22 protein-coding genes are annotated in these 23,937 nt (G+C 39.0%); 21 read left to right on the top strand and 1 reads right to left on the bottom strand.

Annotated features, from left to right (window positions below):
* The first annotated feature begins 8 nt into the window (after nt 1–8).
* The 9 genes from MOK21_RS06315 to dxr all read left to right on the top strand — a co-directional run bounded on the left by MOK21_RS06315 (nt 9) and on the right by dxr (nt 7,838).
* Complete coding sequence (locus MOK21_RS06315) at nt 9–317, top strand: RNA polymerase subunit sigma (RefSeq protein ID WP_249073108.1); 309 nt, start codon at nt 9–11, stop codon at nt 315–317.
* Nucleotides 318–326: 9 nt separating this feature from the next.
* Nucleotides 327–920: a hypothetical protein gene (locus tag MOK21_RS06310; RefSeq protein ID WP_249073107.1), complete on the top strand. Its 594-nt coding sequence runs from the start codon at nt 327–329 to the stop codon at nt 918–920.
* 157 nt (nt 921–1,077) lie between these two features.
* The gene (rpsB, locus tag MOK21_RS06305) at nt 1,078–1,797 is read left to right on the top strand and encodes a 30S ribosomal protein S2 (protein WP_249073106.1); all 720 of its coding nucleotides are present in this window, start codon (nt 1,078–1,080) and stop codon (nt 1,795–1,797) included.
* Nucleotides 1,798–1,898: 101 nt separating this feature from the next.
* Nucleotides 1,899–2,786 carry a translation elongation factor Ts gene (gene tsf, locus MOK21_RS06300; RefSeq protein WP_249073105.1) on the top strand — a complete coding sequence of 296 codons (888 nt, stop codon included), beginning with the start codon at nt 1,899–1,901 and terminating at the stop codon, nt 2,784–2,786.
* 317 nt (nt 2,787–3,103) lie between these two features.
* A complete protein-coding gene (gene pyrH / locus MOK21_RS06295) occupies nt 3,104–3,829 on the top strand; it encodes a UMP kinase (protein ID WP_249073104.1) in 726 nt (241 codons plus the stop codon).
* Entirely contained in the window at nt 3,829–4,386 is a 558-nt protein-coding gene (frr, locus tag MOK21_RS06290; RefSeq protein WP_249073103.1) for a ribosome recycling factor, read from the top strand. The genes pyrH and frr overlap by 1 nt, the downstream gene beginning before the upstream one ends.
* Before the next feature lie 548 nt (nt 4,387–4,934).
* A complete protein-coding gene (locus MOK21_RS06285; protein ID WP_249073102.1) occupies nt 4,935–5,729 on the top strand; it encodes an undecaprenyl pyrophosphate synthase in 795 nt (264 codons plus the stop codon).
* Nucleotides 5,726–6,526: a phosphatidate cytidylyltransferase gene (locus MOK21_RS06280; protein ID WP_249073101.1), complete on the top strand. Its 801-nt coding sequence runs from the start codon at nt 5,726–5,728 to the stop codon at nt 6,524–6,526. Before MOK21_RS06285 ends, MOK21_RS06280 begins: the two co-directional genes overlap by 4 nt.
* 166 nt (nt 6,527–6,692) lie before the next feature.
* Nucleotides 6,693–7,838, top strand: coding sequence for a 1-deoxy-D-xylulose-5-phosphate reductoisomerase (gene dxr, locus MOK21_RS06275; RefSeq protein ID WP_249073100.1), 1,146 nt, complete (start codon nt 6,693–6,695; stop codon nt 7,836–7,838).
* A gap of 6 nt (nt 7,839–7,844) precedes the next feature.
* On the opposite strand, the gene MOK21_RS06270 is transcribed toward dxr, so the two are convergent.
* Nucleotides 7,845–8,102 carry a hypothetical protein gene (locus tag MOK21_RS06270; protein ID WP_249073099.1) on the bottom strand — a complete coding sequence of 86 codons (258 nt, stop codon included), beginning with the start codon at nt 8,100–8,102 and terminating at the stop codon, nt 7,845–7,847.
* A 219-nt stretch (nt 8,103–8,321) separates the two neighbouring features.
* Between MOK21_RS06270 and rseP the strand changes: the two genes are divergently transcribed.
* The 12 genes from rseP to truB all read left to right on the top strand — a co-directional run bounded on the left by rseP (nt 8,322) and on the right by truB (nt 23,930).
* The gene (rseP, locus tag MOK21_RS06265) at nt 8,322–9,584 is read left to right on the top strand and encodes an RIP metalloprotease RseP (protein WP_249073098.1); all 1,263 of its coding nucleotides are present in this window, start codon (nt 8,322–8,324) and stop codon (nt 9,582–9,584) included.
* A 211-nt stretch (nt 9,585–9,795) separates the two neighbouring features.
* Nucleotides 9,796–11,502, top strand: a complete 1,707-nt coding sequence (locus tag MOK21_RS06260) for a proline--tRNA ligase (RefSeq protein ID WP_249073097.1) — start codon at nt 9,796–9,798, stop codon at nt 11,500–11,502.
* 209 nt (nt 11,503–11,711) lie between these two features.
* On the top strand, nt 11,712–16,043 hold the full coding sequence (locus MOK21_RS06255; protein WP_249073096.1) for a PolC-type DNA polymerase III: 4,332 nt from the start codon (nt 11,712–11,714) through the stop codon (nt 16,041–16,043).
* 944 nt (nt 16,044–16,987) lie between these two features.
* Complete coding sequence (gene rimP / locus MOK21_RS06250; RefSeq protein ID WP_249073095.1) at nt 16,988–17,458, top strand: ribosome maturation factor RimP; 471 nt, start codon at nt 16,988–16,990, stop codon at nt 17,456–17,458.
* A 31-nt stretch (nt 17,459–17,489) separates the two neighbouring features.
* Nucleotides 17,490–18,629 (top strand): transcription termination factor NusA, encoded by a 1,140-nt coding sequence (gene nusA, locus MOK21_RS06245; protein WP_249073094.1) that lies wholly within the window; start codon nt 17,490–17,492, stop codon nt 18,627–18,629.
* Between the two features lie 175 nt (nt 18,630–18,804).
* Complete coding sequence (gene rnpM, locus MOK21_RS06240; RefSeq protein WP_068983119.1) at nt 18,805–19,083, top strand: RNase P modulator RnpM; 279 nt, start codon at nt 18,805–18,807, stop codon at nt 19,081–19,083.
* Nucleotides 19,080–19,388, top strand: coding sequence for a YlxQ family RNA-binding protein (locus MOK21_RS06235; RefSeq protein ID WP_249073093.1), 309 nt, complete (start codon nt 19,080–19,082; stop codon nt 19,386–19,388). The genes rnpM and MOK21_RS06235 overlap by 4 nt, the downstream gene beginning before the upstream one ends.
* Nucleotides 19,389–19,402: 14 nt before the next feature.
* Nucleotides 19,403–21,658, top strand: a complete 2,256-nt coding sequence (gene infB, locus MOK21_RS06230) for a translation initiation factor IF-2 (protein WP_249073092.1) — start codon at nt 19,403–19,405, stop codon at nt 21,656–21,658.
* Nucleotides 21,658–21,936, top strand: a complete 279-nt coding sequence (locus MOK21_RS06225; RefSeq protein ID WP_249073091.1) for a DUF503 domain-containing protein — start codon at nt 21,658–21,660, stop codon at nt 21,934–21,936. The genes infB and MOK21_RS06225 overlap by 1 nt, the downstream gene beginning before the upstream one ends.
* A 99-nt stretch (nt 21,937–22,035) precedes the next feature.
* On the top strand, nt 22,036–22,377 hold the full coding sequence (gene rbfA / locus MOK21_RS06220; protein ID WP_100543905.1) for a 30S ribosome-binding factor RbfA: 342 nt from the start codon (nt 22,036–22,038) through the stop codon (nt 22,375–22,377).
* A 465-nt stretch (nt 22,378–22,842) separates the two neighbouring features.
* A complete protein-coding gene (locus MOK21_RS06215; protein WP_249073090.1) occupies nt 22,843–23,022 on the top strand; it encodes a hypothetical protein in 180 nt (59 codons plus the stop codon).
* Nucleotides 23,019–23,930, top strand: coding sequence for a tRNA pseudouridine(55) synthase TruB (gene truB / locus MOK21_RS06210; RefSeq protein ID WP_249073089.1), 912 nt, complete (start codon nt 23,019–23,021; stop codon nt 23,928–23,930). Before MOK21_RS06215 ends, truB begins: the two co-directional genes overlap by 4 nt.
* Nucleotides 23,931–23,937 lie beyond the last annotated feature (7 nt).

The following is a 23,937-nucleotide window of genomic DNA, read 5'->3' as shown; positions in this document are numbered from 1 at the left end:
GGGGTCCTATGAGTTTAAAGGGTGTCGAACTACAAATAGCTATTCCAAAAACATTTGAAGCAGGAAAAATGGCAGATCAGGCACAGCAGCAAACTTTGGCTCAGCAAGCACATGCAAATGAAGCGTTAAAAAAAGAAATAGAACGCAAGCAAAAAGTTGTGAATACTTCAGAGGGTATGGATGAGATTAGTGAAGATGAAGAAGCAGGTGGCGAGTATATAAAAGGCACTCGAAAAAAGAAAAATAATGATAAAGAGAAGCGAGAAAAACATTCGCAGCATCCGTTTAAAGGAAATTTCGTGGATTTTAGTGGATAGGAGTTTACTATGACAACCATACTAATTGCGGTTCTTTTTATTTTACAGCTACTTTCATTTTATTTTCTTATCATATTAAATACGAAGCTAGCAAAATTTAAGGACTTAGAAAAAAAACAGGAGCGCTTAATGCGTGAAATGGATGATACAATCAGTGTCTATTTAGCTGATATGAAAGATGAAAATGATCGCTTAATCCAAGAGTTGCAAAGAGTTTCAAAGTCTGAAATTCAAAATGCTGTGAAACAAGGTAAGCAGATAGTGAGACAAAAAGAGCAGGAGCAACCTCCTGCTCTAACAAAGGACGAAAGTACAGAGGACGGTTCAAGTAGTCTTGATCATGAACCGCGTGTTTATGTGCCCAAAAATATCGTAGCCAATGCTTATTCCCGACAACAGCAAACTGGGGCTAAAACTGAGGCTAAGGTGGTACATTCAGCCCAGCAATCAACCGATGCAATCCAAAAGGAAAATGCGAAGCCATTAACACTAGAACAACAAGCAGTTGAATTAGCGAAACAAGGTAAAACCGCAGAAGAAATTGCCAAGCAGCTTCAAAAAGGAAAAACAGAAATCGAGCTTTTGTTGAAATTTCATAACTAAAACAGTTGCGAATGGGGTAAAGCTATGATATAGTTGCAAATGGTGTTATTAATACACACGCATTTTGATGTAGTAAGTGGTGCTCTAAGCTTAGGGTAGCTTGTTGCAAGTGATAAATGCGGAGGATAAAAACCAAACATACTAGGAGGAAATTCACATGTCAGTAATTTCTATGAAACAATTACTTGAAGCTGGTGTACATTTCGGTCACCAAACTCGTCGTTGGAACCCAAAAATGAAGAAATATATCTTCGTTGAGCGTAACGGGATCTACATCATCGACTTACAAAAAACTGTTAAAAAATTAGAGGAAGCTTATGACTTCATGCGTCAAGTTGGTCAAGACGGTGGTAAAGTTCTTTTCGTTGGTACGAAAAAACAAGCACAAGAAGCGATCAAAGATGAAGCTGAACGTTCAGGCAACTACTACATCAACCAACGTTGGTTAGGTGGTACTCTTACAAACTTCGGTACTATTCAAAAACGTGTTGCACGTATGAAAGCAATCGAAAAAATGGAAGAAGAAGGAACTTTCGAAGTTCTACCTAAAAAAGAAGTAATCCAACTTAAAAAAGAACACGAACGTCTAATCAAATTCTTAGGCGGTATCCGTGATATGCACGAACTTCCAGACGTTATGTTCGTGGTTGACCCACGTAAAGAACGTATTGCTGTTGCAGAAGCTCGTAAATTAAACATCCCTCTAGTAGGTATTGTTGATACAAACTGTGATCCAGATGAAATCGACTACGTAATCCCTGCTAATGATGATGCTATTCGCGCTGTTAAACTTTTAACTGCTAAAATGGCTGACGCTTTAATCGAGTCAAAACAAGGTGAAGAAGAAGCTCCAGCTGTAGAAGCTGCTGCTGAGTAATTCACGTTTACAAAAAGGTGATAAGTGGCTCAGAACCCTTATCACCTTTTTTAGAACCTATCACTAAAATTTGCACAACCAATTTGAGGAGGAAACACTAAATGGCAAACATTACTGCACAATTAGTAAAAGAATTACGCGAAAAAACTGGCGCTGGAATGATGGATTGTAAAAAAGCGTTAGTACAAACTGATGGCGATATAGATGCTGCAATCGATTTCCTACGTGAAAAAGGTCTTTCTTCAGCTGCTAAAAAAGCTGACCGCATCGCTGCAGAAGGTACAACTTTCATTTTAGAAAAAGGTAACGAAGCAATCATCCTTGAAGTAAACGCTGAAACTGACTTCGTTGCTAAAAACGAAAAATTCCAAGTATTAGTTGCTTCTTTAGCTGAGCAATTACTTGCTGCTAAACCTGCATCAGTTGAAGCTGCATTAGAGCTTTCAAATGCTGAAGGTGTGAAAATTGTTGACCAAATTTCAACTGCCGTTGCAACAATCGGTGAAAAAATCACTCTTCGTCGTTTCGAAGTAAAAGCAAAAACGGATGCAGATGCATTTGGTTCATACTTACACATGGGCGGTCGTATCGGTGTATTAGTTACTTTAGAAGGTTCTACTGATGCTTCAGCTGCAAAAGATGTTGCTATGCATATCGCAGCTATCAACCCTACTTACGTTTCTCGCGATGAGGTTTCTGCTGATGAAGTTGAACGTGAGCGTAAAGTATTAACTGAACAAGCTCTTAACGAAGGTAAACCAGAAAACATCGTAGCAAAAATGGTTGAAGGTCGTCTTGGTAAATACTTCGAAGATATTTGCTTACTTGACCAAACATTCGTTAAAAACTCAGATCAAAAAGTACGTGACTTCGTAGCTTCAACTGGCGGTTCTGTAAATGGATTCGTACGTTACGCTGTAGGTGAAGGTATCGAAAAACGTGAAGATAACTTTGCTGAAGAAGTAATGAGCCAAGTTAAAGGAAACTAATTTAGCTTTCGTTTGATTTTAATCAAATAATATCTAGATTTTCTAGACAAAAATGGGGAACACAACATAACGTGTTCCCTATTTTTCCGAAATGAGCGAAAAAAAGAGATATAATGGTCTCGTTACCAAAAGTTGTGGGGAACATTTGTTAAACGGTATGCTAAAGCGCCCAGCCGGAATGGAAATCAACCTCACTTATGGTGATGAGCCACATAATTTTCTATTTTGCCTTATTCATAACTAGAAATTATTGTTATATATACTATAATGGAAAAGGGAATAAGGATGTTTTAAATAAAGTCTGACGGAGGTTTACAATGAGTGTGCCACAATATAAACGAGTAGTTATAAAATTAAGTGGTGAAGCGTTAGCTGGGGAAGCGGGCTTCGGTTTATCACCAAAAATAATCAAGGCTGTTGCAGAAGAAGTTAAAGAAGTAGTAGATCTTGATGTAGAAGTTGCTGTTGTTGTAGGTGGCGGTAATATATGGCGTGGAAAAATCGGTAGCGAAATGGGAATGGATCGTGCGGCAGCTGATTATATGGGTATGCTAGCTACGGTTATGAACTCATTAGCGTTACAAGATGCACTAGAGAAATTAGGAATTGAAACACGAGTGCAATCTTCTATCGTTATGACACAAGTAGCAGAGCCATATATTCGCCGTAAAGCAGTTCGTCATCTAGAGAAAAAACGTGTAGTAATTTTTGCAGCAGGTACAGGTAACCCATTCTTCTCTACGGATACTACAGCTGCGTTACGTGCTGCTGAAATCGACGCAGATGCGATTTTAATGGCGAAAAATAATGTAGATGGTGTTTATTCTGCAGATCCGAAAGTAGATGCAACTGCCGTTAAATATGATACACTCACATACTTAGACGTTATTCAACAGGGCTTACAAGTAATGGATTCAACAGCTTCTACTTTATGTATGGATAACGATATTCCGTTAATTGTCTTCTCAATTACGGAACCAGGTAATATTAAACGTGCCGTACAAGGCGAGAAAATTGGAACAGTTGTTAGGAGGAATGCATAATGGCTAAACAAGTTTTAGAACAAGCTAAAGAAAAAATGAACAAAACAATTGCCGCTTTTTCACGTGAACTATCTTCAATCCGTGCAGGTCGTGCAAATGCTTCTCTATTAGATCGCATTACAGTTGATTACTATGGTGCACCAACACCGATTAATCAGCTTGGAGGTGTTTCGGTACCAGAAGCACGTTTATTAGTTATTACACCTTACGATAAAACAATTTTAGGTGAAATCGAAAAAGCGATTTTGAAATCAGATATTGGTATTACACCAACAAATGATGGTTCTGTCATTCGTTTAATGATTCCTGCTTTAACAGAAGAGCGTCGTAAAGAGCTTGTGAAGCAAGTGAAAAAAGAAGCAGAGGATGCAAAAATCGCTGTACGTAACGTTCGTCGTGATGCGAATGACGATCTAAAAAAACTTGAAAAAGCTGGCGAAATCACAGAAGATGATCTACGTGGCTACGGTGAAGATATTCAAAAATTAACGGATGAATTCATCGTTAAAGTAGATCAAGTGACGAAGGAAAAAGAAAAAGAAATTCTAGAAGTGTAAGCTATGCGCTTTGCATATCTATGATGGAACTTTTTGATGAGATGAAGGCGTCCTATACCTATAAAGGACGTCTTTTCTCTTTACTGTTAGAGTATCTTCATTCGGCGGGTGTCTAAACACTTACTGAGATTAAGAACTTTAATGGTTATCAGGATAATATCTTTCATCTATTTTTGCTTTCTTTTAAGATTAAGAAGAACTATTCTTTACGTGAACTGAAATACATTATTGAAAATGGAACAAAATAAGGCAACCTCCTTTTTAACCTTAAGTTAAGTAGGAGTAAAAACGCCTTTCTTTAATCACCAAAAGTTGGGATAACATTTTTGTAATGTTTAGCATGATATAAGTTGATTTGATTTCGTTCGACTGTATGTAGTCTTAATGATTATGAATTCAACATGATGGTGATCATTTTAAATTGTGTGTAGTTCTAAAATAAGGTAGTTCATACATAGTCAATTTAGAGGGAAAAAAAAGACAAATAGCGCTTTTGTTTGTTATGATAGGTTAGTATACGTCCGATTAGTTGTAGTGGGGGAGTTAGCATGTTTAAAAAGCTATTAGGTAAACAAATAAATATAGATTCACTATCATTGGAGGAACGTGTTGCCCTTGCTAAAAACGAGCCAATTCCTGCCCATGTAGCGATTATTATGGACGGAAATGGACGTTGGGCAAAGAAACGTGCCATGCCACGTGTTGCTGGGCACCATGAAGGTATGAAGACGGTACGAAAGGTGACGAGATTTGCGTCAGATCTAGGTATTAAAGTTTTAACGGTGTACGCGTTCTCTACAGAAAATTGGAAGCGACCAAAAACAGAGGTCGATTTCCTCATGCGTTTACCTGTAGAATTTTTAGGTTCCTTTTTACCTGAAATGATGGAACGCAATGTACGTGTTGAAATGATAGGAGATCCATCTTTATTACCTGCACATACGCAAAAAGCGTTGTTTGAGGCGATGGAGGAGACGAAGCATAATACAGGATTAATTCTAAATTTTGCTCTGAACTATGGAAGTCGTTCGGAAATGGTTAGCGCCATGAAAACAATGCTTCAAAAAGTGCAGGACGGTCAATTAACGATGCAAGACATAACAGAAGAATGCATGACAGCTCATTTAATGACGGCTCATCTGCCAGAGCCAGATTTATTAATTCGTACAAGCGGTGAAGTGCGATTAAGCAACTTTATGTTATGGCAGCTCGCCTATACAGAATTTTGGTTTACAGATACATTGTGGCCAGATTTTAGTGAGGAAAACTTACTGAAAGCGGTGGAAAACTACCAGAAACGTAATCGCCGTTACGGTGGGTTGAAGGGAGAAGAAACATCTTGAAACAACGAATTATTACGGCAATAATTGCAGCAGCACTATTTATTCCATTTGTTATTTATGGAAAAGTGCCATTTACAATACTTGTGCTTGCAATGGCTGTTGTCGGCTTTTATGAAATACTAAAAATGAAAGGTATTTCACTTTTTTCAGTACCTGGTTTTTTAGGGTTATTAACATTAATACTACTTGTTATACCAACGGACTGGTCAAGTAAGGTAGTAGATGCGATTGGCTATTCCTCTAATTTAATGGTTGTGTATGGTCTGATGATGCTATTGCTTATATACGTAGTCCTTGTGAAAAATAAAATTACATTCGATGAAGTTGCATTTATTTTATTAGGTGCGTTTTATGTCGGATTAGGGTTCCATTACTTAATCGAAACTCGAAGCTATGGTCTAGAGTTTGTCGTATATTGTTTACTTGTAGTTTGGACAACTGACTCAGGTGCATATTTTGTTGGAAGAAAACTAGGCAAAAATAAGTTATGGCCTGAAATTTCACCGAAGAAAACTGTGGAAGGCTTTGTAGGTGGTATTGTTATTGCTGTAATTTTTGCCGTTGGGATGCAGGCAATTTATCCATTTGCGAATGGTGGCTATGTCTCGCTTATTTTCATCACAATCTTGGCGTCAATTATTGGTCAAATGGGTGATTTAGTGGAATCGGCTATCAAGCGTCATTTTGGCGTAAAGGATTCAGGAAATATTTTACCTGGGCATGGCGGTATTTTAGACCGCTTCGATAGTCTACTATTCGTCGTGCCTTTACTACATTTTTTACACTTTTTTTGGTAACTAAAAACAACAGGTGCTCATCGGACGACTTTAAAAAGCGCCCAGTTAGAACCGATATCAACTCTACAATCTGATGATGAGCCATAATAATAGCATTTTCCTCTAAATAGAGTGGTAATAATCGTGCTATATCATTTGCTGAGATAGAAAAAGGGGACAATTTGTCGTGAAAAAAATTAGTTTACTTGGTGCAACTGGTTCAATCGGTTGGCAAACCTATGATATTTTAAAAGAACAACGCGATGCCTTTCATTTAGTAGCGTTTTCTTCAGGAAAAAATATCGAAAAAACGCGTGAAATGATTGAAACTTTAAAGCCAGAGCTTGTATCTGTTCAATTAGAAGAAGATGCAGTTATGCTCGCTAAAGAATATCCACAAGTACAATTTACGTTTGGTGCAAAAGGGCTTGTAGAGGTTGCTACACATCCTGATTCAACGGTGCTTGTAAACGCGGTTCTTGGAAGCGTTGGGCTAGAATCGACATTAGCAGCAATTCGCATGGGCAAAACAATTGCCATTGCCAATAAAGAAACACTGGTAACCGCTGGACATTTAGTGATGGCAGAAGCCAAGAAATACAATGCTGCCATTTTGCCGGTTGATAGTGAGCATTCAGCAATCTTCCAATCGATGAATGGTGAGAACCCCAAAAATATTGAACGTTTAATTATTACAGCTTCTGGTGGTAGCTTCCGTGATCAAACACGCGAGGAATTGAAACACGTAACGGTTGCAGATGCACTAAACCACCCGAACTGGTCGATGGGTGCGAAAATTACGATAGATTCTGCTACAATGATGAACAAAGGACTAGAAGTCATTGAAGCACATGTCTTATTTGATATGCCTTATGATAAAATTGATGTACTTTTGCATAGAGAAAGTATTATTCACTCCCTAGTTGAGTATCATGATACTAGTGTCATTGCGCAGCTAGGTACGCCGGACATGCGTGTACCTATTCAATATGCGTTAAGCTACCCAGGTCGTATGCCGTTGCATAACGGACAACGTCTTAACTTAGCACAAATTGGTCAGTTGCATTTTAAAGAAATGGATTTTGAACGTTATCCAGCATTGCGACTAGCATATGAGGCTGGACGCACAGGTGGTACAATTTTAACAGCTATGAATGCAGCGAATGAAGCGGCAGTTGCGGCATTTTTACAAGGAAAAATAACTTTCCTTGAAATTGACGAAACAATAGAACGTGTCATGCAAGCACATAACAACATATTAGTGCCAGATTTACAAACAATTTTGCATGTAGACAGTGAAACAAGAAAAACAGTGTTAAACATGGTAAAATAAGATTCATCACCAAAAGTAGTGGATGACTTTTGTTAAAACGTTTACTATGTAAATAAGTTGATTGGAGTGGAGTCTGGGCGACTCCTTGGGGATTAGCGATATAGAGGAACGAAGGCTAAAAGCATCACGTCCTGTGATAACGCCTTCGTGATCAACATCCTGCTGTTGCTGTCGCTGCGCTTTCGCACAAACAAAACCCTCTGCTGTTGCTGCGTTAACACTACGCTTTCGCGCAAAAAACATCTGTTGGCCCAAGCGGCTCATCGGACGCCCCCAGGAAGCTCTGCGCGAAAGCGAAGCGTCAGCGGCAATGTTTTATCTGTGCGAAAGCGAAGCGACAGCAACAAATGTTTTCTGTAGCGAAAGCAAAGCGGCAGCTACAAAGCGCCCAGTCGGAATGGAAATCAACCACACGTGTTGTTGATAATCCTAAAACAAAGAGAGAAGATATCGTTAACTATTCACTTTTAAAGGTGGGGTATTATGCAAACAGCTATTGCATTTATTTTAATATTTGGCCTACTTGTATCCTTCCATGAATTTGGTCACTTCTTGTTTGCGAAACGAGCAGGAATTATGGTTCGAGAATTTGCAATCGGTATGGGACCAAAAATTTATGGGAAAACACATGGTGAAACAATCTATACGATACGTTTATTGCCGATTGGTGGTTACGTTCGTATGGCTGGTGATGACATGGATGGCATCGAGTTACAGCCTGGCTATCGAGTAGGGCTCATTGTAAATGAAGATAACATTGTACAGAAAATTATCTTTAATCAAAATAATAAGCAATTACCAGATTTGTTATTTTTAGAAGTTGAGCGTGCCGATTTAGAAAAGGAATTGTTTGTAGAAGGCTATGATGAAGAAGAAAAATTAGTTCGTTATAATATTTCAAGAGATTGTATTCTCGTAGAAAACGGTAAAGAAACGTTAATTGCACCATATGATCGTCAATTTAACGCTAAAACAGTTGGTCAGCGAGCTATGACAATATTTGCAGGCCCATTATTTAACTTCATATTAGCTTTTGTTATTTATTTGCTGATTGGATTAATTCATGGTGTGCCTACGTATGAGCCGATCATCACAGAAGTAGTAGAAAATGATCCAGCAGCACAAGCAGGAATGCTTGCAGGCGATAGAGTAACTGCGATTGATGGACAAGCAGTAGATAAATGGCAAGATTTAGCTGCTATTGTACAAGATCACCCAGGTGAAGATATTGCTGTAATAGTTGATCGAAATGGTCAGCAAGTTACCTTAAAAATGAAGGTAAAAGAACAAGTAGAAAATGGCAAAAAATACGGTCAAATTGGCGTCAAGTATGAGAGCCCGCGTGAATTTAATCCATTAAAGGCTGTTGTTTATGGCGCTCAAGAAACGTATAATATGACCGCAAAAATATTTGAACTGCTTGGTATGTTAGTTACCGGTAAATTCACTATAGATGCTCTATCTGGTCCAGTAGGAATTTATAAAGCAACAGAGATGGTAGCTCAATATGGATTCATGAACTTAATGAATTGGGCTGCAATGTTAAGTATCAACCTTGGAATTATGAACTTACTACCGCTTCCAGCGCTTGACGGTGGACGACTATTGTTCTTTGGCTTCGAAGCCGTAAGAGGAAAACCAATTGATCGTCAAAAAGAGGGTCTTGTGCATTTTGTAGGTATCGTACTATTAATGATCTTAATGGTCGTAGTTACATGGAACGATATACAAAGATTTTTCTTTTAACTAAATGAAGTGAAGTTAAGTTTTTTCAAGTAAAACATCCGGCGTGTTGATTAGGAAAAATAGGTTTATGAAAGAGCGACAAAGAATTTTTTGTTGCTTTTGGAAAAACATAGCTTTGAACGCAATTTTTTTGAAACATTGCGTTCAAAGCTAAATTTGTTTATGCTAATTAGAGTATAAAAACTTATCTATTAAAAAGGTGGAACACTGAATGAAGCAAAGTAAAACATTTATCCCAACGCTACGTGAAGTACCTGCTGATGCAGAGGTAAAATCACATAAGCAATTACTACGTGCAGGATTTATTCGTCAAAATACAAGTGGGGTATATTCGTATTTACCGCTTGCAAAACGTGTGTTAACAAAAATAGAAACTATTATTCGTGAAGAAATGGAAGCCATCAATTCAATTGAGCTTTTAATGCCTTCATTACAATCTGCGGAACTTTGGCAGGAATCAGGCCGTTGGGAAAAATACGGTCCAGAATTAATGCGTTTAAAGGACCGTCATGATCGTGATTTCGCATTAGGTCCAACACATGAAGAAGTGATTACAACTTTAGTACGCGATGAAATTAAATCATATAAAAAATTACCGCTAACACTTTATCAAATTCAAACTAAATTCCGTGATGAAAAACGTCCTCGCTTTGGTTTACTACGAGGCAGAGAGTTTATTATGAAAGATGCATACTCTTTCCATGCATCACGTGAAAGTTTAGATGAAACATATGATGATATGTATCGTGCCTATTCAAATATTTTCTCTCGTCTTGGCCTAAACTATCGTGCAGTTATCGCAGATGCAGGCTCAATTGGTGGGAAAGGTACTCATGAATTTATGGTGCTTTCTGAAATTGGGGAAGATACAATTGCATACTCTGATACATCTGATTATGCTGCAAACATCGAAATGGCAGAAGTGCTTGTAGACTATCAACCATCAGATGAAGCAATAAAAGAGCTAGAAAAAGTGGCAACACCAGACCAAAAAACGATTGAAGAAGTATCAGCTTTCTTAAATGTTGAGCCTTCCAATGTCATTAAATCATTAGTATTTGATATTGATGGTGAATTAGTTGTTGTACTTGCTCGTGGAGACCACGAGATTAATGATATTAAACTTAAAAATGCGCTTGATGCTAGTTCTGTGGAACTTGCTAGTGAAGCAGCAATTCGTGAGTTATTAGGCTGTGGAGTTGGTTCAATCGGCCCTGTTAAATTACCAGTAGACATTAAAGTAGTAGCTGACAATGCTATTAAATCTATTCGTAACGGTATAGCTGGTGCAAATGAGGATGGCTTCCACTTAGTAAACGTTAATCTAGAGCGTGATTTTGCCGTGAATGAATACTTGGATATTCGTTTTATTCAAGAGGGAGACCCATCTCCAGATGGACAAGGTATTATCAAGTTTGCAGAAGGTATTGAAGTTGGTCATATTTTCAAATTAGGAACAACTTACTCTGAAAAAATGAATGGTACATTCTTAGATGAGCAAGGTAAATCACAACCATTTATTATGGGATGCTATGGTATTGGTGTATCACGTATATTAGCTGCTGTTGCAGAGCATTTCCAAGATGACAATGGATTTGTTTGGCCAACACAATTAGCGCCTTACGATATCCATGTTGTACCTGTTAATACTAAGGATGAAACACAAGTTGCCTTAGCTGATGAGTTATATGGCTTATTAAAATCATACCGTTATGACGTGTTATTAGATGATCGTGCTGAGCGCGCAGGGGTTAAATTCGCAGATGCTGACTTAATTGGCTTGCCTGTCCGCGTAACAGTAGGTAAAAAAGCAACTGAAGGTGTTGTTGAGGTTAAACTTCGTCAAACAGGTGAAACATTCGAGTGGAAAAAAGAAGAGGTCATTGATCGCTTAAATGAATTTTTCCGCAAACATTAATTTCCTTAAGAAGAACCTCTGTCCCAAAGGGTATTAAATAGATAATAAATTCGCGCCACTTCTCGGGGACAGCGAGCCAAGCATGAATTCATAGCGATTAGAATTTGTGAGGCTTGACGGTGCCCCCAGAAAGGGAGCGGATTTTTTTCTTTGATTCGTATAACAAGAGGCTTTAAAACTGCCTCTTTCTGAAAGTAGGTGTCAATAGATTGGAACAGCAACAAGAAGCAAGAACTAGGTTTCAAATGCTCTTGCAACAACTAGAGTTAACAGACGATGTGTATATGTCCTTTTTTGAGGACGGTGAATTATCACGGTTAACTGTCCATAAAAAGAACAGGCTATGGAATTTCTCCATTAAATTACGAGATGTCCTTCCTTTTCCGCTATTCCAACTTTTTCGTACTCGTTTGACTGAAAAGTTTTCAGCTATCGCTCAAATCCACACAACGTTTGATACGGTAGAGAAAAATGTTACAGAGGAACTTGTTCAACAATATTGGTTAACAGTAGTAGAGCAAATAGATGAGATGGCGCCAACTTTAAAACATTGCCTAGCCTCACAGATGCCTATGTGGAATGGGCAAAAAATCATTTTATCCTGCATGCAAGAAATGGAATTTATGATGCTGAAAACAAAGTATGCAGAAAAGCTTTCCGAAAGTTATAGTCAATTCGGCTTTCCACACGTTGTAATTGATTTCGTGCTTCAAGATCAAACAGAAGAAATGATTGCGGCACAGGAAGCTTTCATGGAACAAAAGCGTTTAGAGGAAGCGGCTTTAGCCCAGCAAGCGATACAAGATTACCAAAAACGTGAGCAGGAGAAGAAAGAAAATCCAGCTATTGCCAACCTGGGTGATCGACCATTCCAGCTTGGTATGTTAATTAAAGATGATGAAACAATGGAAATTAAACGCATTGTTGAGGAAGAGCGTCGTGTTATCATAGAAGGTTATGTTTTTGATACGGAAATTAGAGAGCTGAAAAGTGGACGCTCATTATTACAAATTAAAATTACCGATTATACAGACTCTATCGTAGTAAAAATGTTCTCACGCGATAATGATGATGCAGAGCTAATGCAGCATTTGAAAAAAGGCATGTGGGTTAAAGTACGTGGATCTGTGCAAACTGATACGTTTATCCGTGATTTAATCGTTATGGCAAATGATATCAACGAAATCAAAAAAGAAACACGACAAGATAAGGCTCCAGAGGGAGAAAAACGAGTTGAATTGCATTTGCATACACCAATGAGTCAAATGGACGCTGTGACACCAGTGGATCGACTTGTTGCGCAGGCTGCAAAGTGGGGGCATCCAGCCGTGGCTATTACCGACCATGCTGTTGTGCAATCTTTCCCAGAAGCTTATTCAGCAGGGAAAAAGCATGGGATTAAAGTTATTTATGGCTTGGAGGCTAATTTAGTAGATGATGGTGTACCGATTGCTTATGCACCAGAGAACCGATTATTAGCTGATGATACCTATGTCGTGTTTGACGTAGAGACGACAGGTTTATCTACTGCTTACGATACGATCATTGAGCTTGCCGCGGTGAAAATTAAAGATGGGCAAGTAATCGATAAGTACGAAAGCTTTGCCAATCCCCATCACCCACTTTCTGCGACGACTATTGAACTGACAGGCATTACAGATGATATGGTACGAAACGCACCAGAAGTAGAGCAAGTCATTCAGGAATTCCATGCGTTTATCGGAGATGGCATAGTAGTAGCGCATAATGCATCATTTGATATTGGCTTCCTATACACAGGCTATAAAAAATATGGGCTAGAGGGAACCGTTCATCCAGTTATTGATACGCTGGAGTTAGCTCGATTACTTTATCCAACGATGAAAAACCATCGTTTAAATACACTTTGTAAAAAATTCAATATCGAATTAACGCAACATCACCGAGCGATTTATGATACAGAAGCAACTGGCTTTTTACTTTTACAGCTATTAAAAGACGCAGATGAATTAGGTATCAAATATCACGATGACTTTAATAAGCATGTTGGTGGTGGAGATGCCTATAAAAAGGGACGACCAATGCACTGCACGATATTAGCAGTAGATAATGCTGGATTAAAAAATTTATTTAAAATAGTCACGCATTCACATACAAAAACGTTCTATCGTGTTCCTCGTGTCACACGAGCGGTCTTAGAGCAATATAGAGAAGGTTTACTAATCGGATCAGGTTGTAATAATGGTGAATTATTTGAGACGATGATGAATAAATCCCCAGAGGAAGCAGAGCAAGTTGCGAAATTCTATGATTATATCGAAGTTCAACCAAAGGCCGTGTATGCACCATTAATTGAGCGCAATGTCGTACGTGATGAATGGACACTTGAAGATATTATTCGTAAGCTCGTAAAGCTAGGCAAGAAAATCGATAAACCAGTTGTAGCTACTGGTAATGTCCATTACTTAGATCCGACAGATGGGATGTTCAGACAAATTCTCATTGGTTCTCAAGGCGGCGCCAATAGTTTAAATAGATCGAAGCTACCTGAAGTTCATTTTAGAACGACGGATGAAATGCTTAAAGAATTTGATTTTTTAGGACCAGATCTTGCGAAGGAAGTTGTTGTGACCAACACTCAAAAAGTTGCCAATATGATTGGTGATGTTAAGCCAATTAAAGATGATTTATATACACCAAAAATTGAAGGCTCTGATGATGAGGTAACAAATTTAACCTATGAAATGGCTCATCTTATATACGGAGAAGAGTTACCAGAAATCGTAAAGGCACGAATTGAAAAGGAATTAAAATCAATTTTAGGCCATGGTTTCGGCGTAATTTATTTAATTTCTGCGAAGCTTGTGAAAAAGTCATTAGCGGATGGCTATTTAGTAGGTTCCCGTGGATCTGTAGGATCTTCATTAGTCGCGACCTTTATGGAGATTACCGAAGTAAATCCACTTCCACCACATTATGTTTGTCCAAATTGTAAGCATTCCGAGTTTTTTGATGATGGGTCAGTAAGCTCTGGCTTTGACTTACCAAATAAAGATTGTACGGAATGTGGAACACCGTATAAAAAGGATGGGCAAGATATCCCATTCGAAACGTTCCTTGGCTTTAAAGGAGATAAGGTACCCGATATCGATTTGAATTTCTCTGGAGAATATCAACCACAGGCTCACAACTATACAAAGGTATTATTCGGTGAAGATTATGTATATCGTGCTGGAACAATTGGTACAGTTGCAGAGAAAACAGCTTACGGCTATGTAAAGGGCTATGCTAATGATAACAACTTGCATTTCCGCGGTGCCGAGGTAGATCGCTTAGTGCAAGGTTGTACAGGCGTAAAACGTACAACGGGACAACACCCTGGCGGAATTATCGTAGTACCGGATTATATGGATATTTTTGACTTCTCTCCAGTGCAATTCCCTGCGGATGCACAGGATTCAGAATGGCGTACAACGCACTTTGATTTCCATTCTATTCACGATAATATTTTAAAGCTTGATATTCTAGGTCACGATGATCCGACTGTGATTCGGATGTTGCAGGATTTATCAGGGATAGATCCAAAAACGATCCCAACAGATGATCCAGTCGTAATGAAAATCTTTAGTTCTCCAGAATCTTTAGGTGTAACAGAAAAGCAAATTGGTTGTAAGACAGGAACACTTGGTATTCCTGAGTTTGGTACCCGTTTTGTACGCCAAATGCTTGAAGATACAAAGCCATCAACTTTCTCAGAGCTTGTGCAAATTTCAGGACTTTCTCACGGAACTGACGTATGGCTTGGTAATGCACAAGAATTAATTCAGAATGGTACATGTGTGCTGAAAGAAGTAATTGGTTGTCGTGATGATATCATGGTGTATTTAATTTACCAAGGGCTAGAACCATCACTGGCATTTAAAATTATGGAGTCCGTGCGTAAAGGGAAAGGTTTATCTGAAGAGTTTGAGGCAGAAATGCTGGCAAATAAAGTACCAGGCTGGTATATCGAATCATGTAAAAAGATAAAATATATGTTCCCGAAAGCCCATGCGGCTGCTTACGTGTTAATGGCTGTTCGTATTGCATGGTTTAAGGTACATTTCCCGATTCTGTATTATGCCGCTTATTTCACAGTTCGTGCAGATGATTTCGATCTGATTGCCATGGTACAGGGCTCGCAAATGATTCGTGCAAAAATTGATGAAATCAATATAAAGGGTTTAGAGGCTTCAACAAAAGAAAAAAACCTATTAACGGTAATGGAATTAGCACTTGAAATGTGTGAACGTGGTATGAGCTTCCAGAAGGTGGATTTATATCGTTCGCAGGCTAGTGAATTCATCATTGATGGAAACTCTTTAATTCCACCATTCGATGCGATTCCTGGACTCGGTACGAACGTTGCCAAACAAATAGTGGCAGCACGTGAGGACGGAGAATTTTTATCGAAGGAAGATTTACAACAACGAGGGCGAGTATCCAAGACTTTAATAGAATACATGGATCAATTAGGTTGTTTAGAAGGAATGCCTGATGCCAATCAGTTATCACTTTTCTAAGAAGAGTAAATCTGAAGGCTTCATCATCAATAACGAATAACTTATAAGTCTTATGCTCAAATTAAGCCTTATAAAGTTGAGGGTTTACATTTTATTAAAATGATACAAATTATATAAGTTGATTGAAGTGGAGACTGGGCGACTCCTTGGGGATCAGCGATAGAGGAACGAAGGCTAAAATCATCACATCCTGTGATAACGCCTTCGTGACCAACATCGTGCTGTTGCTGTCGCTGCGCTTTCGCACAAACAAAACCCTCTGCTGTCGCTGCGTTAACACTACGCTTTCGCGCAAAAAACATCTGTTGGCCCGAGACCCTGGAGCGAGCAAATAGGGGAACGAAGGCTAAAATCATCACATCCTGTGATAACGCCTTCGTGACCAACATCGTGTTGGCCCAAGCGGCTCATCGGACGCCCCCAGGAAGCTCTGCTCTGTGCGAAAGCGAAGCGTCAGCTACAAATGTTTTATCTGTGCGAAAGCAAAGCGACAGCAACAAATGTTTTATCTGTGCGAAAGCAAAGCGACAGCAACAAATGTTTTATCTGTGCGAAAGCAAAGCGACAGCAACAAATGTTTTCTGTAGCGAAAGCAAAGCGACAGCAACAAAGCGCCCAGTCGGAACGGAAATCACCTTCACGTTATGGTGATGGGCCCCGATTTAATGCACAAATGTCAATTTCTAGACACAAATTTTGGCTTCACATAATAGATGTCTTTAAAAAGGAAATTTGCATTGTGCAGTAAACTATGCTATCCTTATGGTAATAATTTGTTGATATTTTTCCAGCAAAAGAGTGGGACCTTCCCGCTCTTTTCTGTTGTTATACCGTAGCAAAACAAATTTTTGACTAACAGCAGGTAAGACCGTTAAATTTCACCAAAGCTACTGGTGGAATTTCTGTTTTATTACGCCAGAATTTGATAGATACAGGAGGAAACAATGAGCAAAGTACCATCTTTAATTGAAGAGCTCGCTAAACCGATTGTTGAAGAGTTGAATCTTGAGCTTGTAGATGTCGAGTTCGTAAAAGAAGGACGTAACTGGTTTTTACGTGTTTATGTGGATACACCTGAAGGTGGAATTGACATTGAACAATGTGCCCAAGTTAGTGAACGACTAAGTTTGCTATTGGATGAAAATGATCCAATTACACAAAACTATTATTTAGAAGTTTCTTCACCTGGAGCAGAACGTCCATTAAAAAAGGATACTGATTTTGAAAATGCGATTGGCAAATTTATTTATGTTAAAACCTATGAGCCCATCAAGGACATGAAGGAATTCCAAGGCTACTTAACATCATATGATGAAAATACATTAGTGATGGAAGTACGCATTAAAACGCGTAAAATTACAGTAACAATTGAACAAGAAAAAATCGCATTGGCACGACTTGCCATCGACTTTTAAGCATAATGCATATTTAGGAGTGAAAACAAAAATGAGTAGTGATTTGTTAGATGCGCTAAATGCGCTAGAAGAACAAAAAGGAATTTCAAGAGATGTGTTAATTGAAGCAATAGAAGCGGCATTAGTTACAGCTTACAAACGCAACTTCAATCAAGCACAAAATGTTCGTGTTGACTTAAATTTAGATAAGGGCTCTATTCGTGTCTTTTCACGCAAAGATGTTGTTGAAGAAGTAGAAGATGACCGTTTACAAATTTCTGAAGAAGATGCCAAGGCTATCAACCCTGCGTACCAGTTAGAAGATGTGGTTGAGCAGGAAGTGACGCCTCGAAACTTTGGACGTATTGCTGCACAGACAGCGAAACAAGTTGTTACACAACGTGTGCGTGAGGCAGAACGCGGTCTAATTTACGAGCAATATGTGGACCGTGAAGATGATATCGTGACGGGTGTAGTTGAGCGTCTAGATGCTCGTAATATTTACGTAGGTCTAGGTAAAGTAGAAGCTGCATTACCACAAAACGAACAAATTCAAGGTGAATCATACCATCCACATGATCGCATCAAGGTTTACATTACAAAGGTTGAACGTACAACACGTGGACCACAAGTTATCGTTTCACGCACACATCCTGGTTTATTACGCCGCTTATTTGAAATGGAAGTACCTGAAATCTACGAAGGTATTGTAGAAATTAAATCAATTGCCCGTGAAGCAGGGGATCGTTCTAAAATCTCTGTTTATGCACATAACGAAGAGGTAGATCCAGTAGGTTCATGTGTAGGGGCAAAAGGTGCTCGTGTGCAAACAATTGTCAATGAGTTAAATGGTGAAAAAATCGATATCGTTGAATGGTCAGAAGACCCAGTTGTGTTTGTAGCAAATGCTCTTAGCCCATCTAAAGTTTTAGATGTTCAAGTCAATGAAGAAGAAAAATCTACTACTGTTGTTGTTCCAGACTATCAATTATCACTAGCAATTGGTAAACGTGGTCAAAATGCTCGTTTAGCTGCCAAGCTAACTGGCTGGAAAATTGATATTAAGAGTGAAACAGATGCTCGTGAGTTAGGTATTTATCCATCTGCTACAAGCACTTTCGTACCTGCTGAGGATGACGAAAGTGATTTCGATGATGTGACAGTTGACTTATATCAAGACGACGAAGAATAAGTAAGGAAGCCCGTGTGACTAGTTAGCTGCCATTATTCAGTGGGCGTTGGGCGACGTCGACTGAATAATGGCAGAGCCTACAACGGGAAATGAAATTTTATTTCAAATCCGACTTAATGTAGCGCATGGCTAGTCCACCTCTTACGACAAGCTTCAGAGAGGAAAGGTGATTCTTATGGCTATTAATAAAAAAGTACCTCTTCGAAAATGTGTAGCTACCGGTGAAATGCTACCAAAGAAAGAAATGATTCGTGTTGTTCGTTCGAAAGAGGGCGAAGTAAGTGTGGATGTCTCCGGGAAAAAACCCGGGCGTGGTGCCTATGTCTCTAAATCGGAGAAAGCGATTGAAATCGCCCGTAAGAAAAATGTTTTAGGGCACCAACTTGATGTAAAAATCCCTGAAGAAATCTACGATGAACTTATTTTGTTGATTCGTAGGGAGTCTATTATATGAGCAATCAAGCGATCTATAATTTGCTTGGGCTAGCGGCAAGAGCCCGTAAAGTGATTTCAGGAGAAGAGTTAGTAGTAAAGGAAGTCCGCAATGGTAATGCTAAGCTAGTACTACTTGCAAACGATGCTTCTAAAAACTCTAGCAAAAAAATTCAAGATAAATGCACGTATTACAACGTTGAGTATCATGTAATTGGTGATCGTTATGATCTAGGACATGCTACAGGTAAGGAGGCCCGAGTGGCTTTAGCTATTACCGATAAAGGTTTTGCAAGCAAATTGTCTAGTCTACTCAACGAAAAATAATCGGGGGTGAGCAGATGACCAAAATCAGAGTTCATGAATATGCGAAACAAGTGAATAAAACGAGTAAAGAGGTTATTGACGCACTAAATAAACTAAATGTTAGCGTTACAAACCATATGTCAATGTTAGAAAAAGACATAGTGGCAAAGTTAAACCAAACATTTAAAAATATAAAAGATGTGAAGCAACCTACTCCAAATGTATCGCAAAAATCACAGCAATCGGTGAAAAAGCAAGATGGGCAAAAGCAGCAATCTGCTACTTCTAAGCCTAAAGCCAATAATCAGCAACAAACGCATCAAAACTCAAATTCGTCTAACGAAAAATCTAAGAATATAAAAGGTAATCAAAATCGAAATATGACAAATAATAATAATAATAACAACAATAATAATAATCGTAGAGGTGGCGGAGGTTATAACCAACGTCCAAAACCAGGAATTCATGGCGGGAAACGTCGCCATCCAAAAACACATCAACCAAGTCAACCAGTGAAACAAAAGGAATTACCAGAAAAAATTACTTTTGTTGAATCTCTTTCTGTCGCGGAATTAGCAAAAAAATTACACCGCGAGCCATCAGAAATTATTAAAAAATTATTTATGCTTGGTGTAATGGCAACAATTAACCAAGAATTAGATAAGGATGCAATTGAATTAATTTGCGCAGACTATGGTGTAGAAGTGGAAGAAGAAATTCGTGTAGATATTACGGATTTAGAAACACACTTCGAACAAACAGAAGAAGTGAACGAGGCGGACTTATCAGAACGTCCTCCAGTAGTAACAATTATGGGTCACGTTGACCATGGTAAAACTACATTGTTAGACTCTATTCGCAATACTAAAGTAACAGCTGGAGAGGCTGGGGGTATTACTCAGCATATCGGTGCTTATCAAGTAACTGAAGGCGACAAAAAGATTTCGTTCCTAGATACACCAGGACACGCTGCGTTTACAACGATGCGTGCGCGCGGTGCCAAAGTAACGGACTTAACGATTTTAGTAGTAGCTGCGGATGATGGTGTAATGCCACAAACAGTTGAAGCGATTAACCACGCAAAAGCGGCAGAAGTCCCAATTATTGTTGCAGTCAATAAAATGGATAAACCTTCAGCTAATCCAGACCGTGTAATGCAAGAGTTAACAGAGCATGGCTTAGTTCCAGAAGCTTGGGGTGGCGAAACAATTTTCGTACCAATCTCTGCATTAAAAGGTGAAGGCATTGACACATTACTTGAAATGATTTTACTTGTCGCTGAAGTTGGAGAATTAAAAGCGAACCCTAATCGTTTAGCACTTGGTACAGTAATTGAAGCACAGCTAGATAAAGGTCGAGGCTCTGTTGCAACACTTTTAGTACAAGATGGAACATTAAAAGTTGGGGATCCGATTGTTGTCGGTCATACTTTTGGGCGAGTACGCGCAATGGTGAATGATAAAGGCCGTCGTGTGAAAGAAGCTGGACCATCAACGCCAGTAGAAATCACAGGTTTAAATGAAGTACCACAAGCTGGCGACCGTTTCGTTGTCTTTGAAGACGAAAAAACAGCACGCCAAGTTGGTGAAACTCGTGCAATGTCAGCAATTCAAGCACAACGTTCAGAAAAACAACGTGTAACGCTTGATAACTTATTCGAACAAATGAGTCAAGGTGAAATGAAAGAGCTTAACTTAATTGTGAAAGCTGACGTTCAAGGTACTGTAGAAGCAATGGCTGCATCATTAATGAAAATTGATGTAGAAGGCGTAAACGTGAAAATTATTCACACTGGCGCTGGAGCGATTACAGAATCAGATATTTCTCTTGCGGCTGCTTCAAATGCAATTGTTATTGGCTTCAACGTTCGCCCAGATATCAATGCAAAACGTGCAGCAGAAGAAGAAGGCGTAGATATTCGTCTACACCGCATTATTTATAAAGTAATCGAGGAAATTGAACAAGCAATGAAAGGTATGCTTGATCCAGAATTCGTGGAAAAAATTATTGGTCAAGCAGAAGTTCGCCAAACAATTAAAGTATCAAAAGTTGGTACAATTGCTGGTTCATACGTAACAGAAGGTAAAGTAACTCGTGATTCTGGCGTACGTGTAATTCGCGACAATGTAGTCATTTTTGAAGGTGAATTAGATACACTTAAACGTTTCAAAGATGAAGTGAAAGAAGTTGCTAAAGGTTACGAATGTGGTATTACAATTACAAACTTCAACGATATTAAAGAAGGCGACATTATTGAAGCCTATATTATGGAAGAAGTTAAACGCGTTTAATGATTGTGTATGCAGAAGTTGAATTCATGATTCAAACTGCCCATTCGTTGAAGGAAAAACGCGCTGTCCTACAGCGTATGCTTACACGCACTAAGCAAAAATTTAATGTATCCATTGCGGAAATTGATCATCAAAATGTATGGCAGCGTACAAAATTGGCGCTTGTTGCTGTTTCTTCGTCAAAAGAAGCAGCCGAGCGTGAAATTAATCACGCGCTACATTACTTACAGTCAAATCCATCTTGGGAACAGTTAAATGTGTGGCGAGACTATTTATAAGTAACAGTGGAAGTTGTGTATGATTTAGCCGTAACCTGTATGTAAAATGTTGCAGGTGAGAACACAACTTTCTGTACATCGAAATTGAGGTGACAAACTATGTCTCTACGCTCAAACCGTGTCGCTGAGCAAATGAAAAAAGAGCTTGGCGATATTATTGGACGTAAAATAAAAGATCCGCGTGTTGGTTTCGTTACTGTTACTGGTGTTGAGGTAACAGGTGATTTACAGCAAGCGACAATTTATATTACAACTCTAGGCAATGAACGTGAAAAAGAGGAAACTCTAAAAGCTCTATTAAAGGCTTCTGGTTTCATTCGTTCAGAAATTGGTTCACGAATCCGTTTACGTCGTACTCCAGAACTAATCTTTGAATTCGACTCATCGATTGAATATGGGAACCGTATTGATTCATTGCTACGTGGTTTACACGAAGAATAAGCTTAACTTAAAAAAAGTCTGCCATATGCATGTTCATGCAGGCAGACTTTTTACATTCACAAGAAATGCAACAGGACATTTTATGGCTCTATCATCTTTATTAAGCTTTCGTGCGGAGCTTACCTATATGTTTTGGCGACTGCCTGCCCGTTTTTTTGGTAGGCGTGTCAGACATTCACTTCTATCTTAAAAGTGGGTTCATCCCCAAATGTCGTGGATGACAATTGTTAAAACATATACTATGCAAATAAGTTGATTGGAGTGGAGATTGGGCGACTCCTTGGGAATTAGCGACAGGGGAACGAAGGCTAAAGGCATCACGTCCTGTGATAACGCCTTCGTGACTAACATCGGTGCTGTCGCTGCGCTTTCGCACAAACAAAACCCTCTGCTGCCGCTACGTTAACACTACGCTTTCGCGCAAAAGACATCTGTTGCCCCGACGCCCCCAGGAAGCTTTGCTCTGTGCGAAAGCAAAGCGGCAGCTACAAATGTTTTATCTGTGCGAAAGCAAAGCGACAGCAACAAAGCGCCCAGTCGGAACGGAAATCAACCACACGTTTTGGTGATGATCCTAAAAGAGATGAAAATGTAACGAACATCAAAATTGCTAAAAATGAATTGATTTTAGGAGGAAGTTTATGAACGGTATTTTACCGCTTTGGAAGGAACGTGGCATGACAAGTCATGACTGCGTCTTTAAATTACGAAAAATCTTGCGTACTAAAAAAGTCGGCCATACAGGCACACTGGATCCAGGTGTTGAAGGAGTTCTGCCCATCTGTATTGGACAAGCAACACGCATCGCAGAATACCTAACGGATGCAGGAAAAACCTATGAAGCAGTTATTTCAATTGGCCGTACAACGACAACTGAGGATGCAGAAGGAGAAACGGTTGAGCAAGATAGTGCGCATAAAAAATTCACACGTACTCAATTGCAAGAGGTTTTAGCCTCACTCACAGGTGTTATTGAACAAACACCACCGATGTTTTCGGCAGTCAAAGTAAATGGTAAACGTCTCTATGAATATGCTCGAAAAGGAGAAACTGTCGAAAGACCTACACGTCAAGTTACTATTTATGCACTAGAGCTACTAGATGATGTAGAACTATATGAAGGTCAAGAAATTACATTCCCTGTACGTATAGCATGTAGTAAAGGGACGTATATTCGAACACTAGCTGTTCAAATTGGAGCGGCACTTGGTTATCCAGCGCATATGCAAGAGCTTGTACGAACAGCCTCCGGGACGTTTACACAAGAAAATTGCTTTACATTGGCACAAGTTGCTGAACTGATGGAAGCAGAACAAATTAATACATGCATTTTACCAGTTGAGCATGCTTTAGCAGATTATCCATATATTGAAATTACTTCTGCTGTTGAAAAAGAAATTTTCAATGGACAAGTGCTTCCCGCAGATGCATTATTAAAGATACATGATAAAATTGTTTTTGGAATCAGTGGGAAAGCAATTGCGGTCTATCATGCCCATCCTACAAAGGAAGGGCTTATGAAGCCACATAAGATGTTTCCAACGATAGAGTAGGAGGATT

The sequence above is a fragment of the Lysinibacillus sp. BPa_S21 genome (assembly GCF_023337795.1).
GTDB lineage: Bacteria > Bacillota > Bacilli > Bacillales_A > Planococcaceae > Lysinibacillus.
This window is presented reverse-complemented; position numbering and strand designations above follow the sequence as displayed.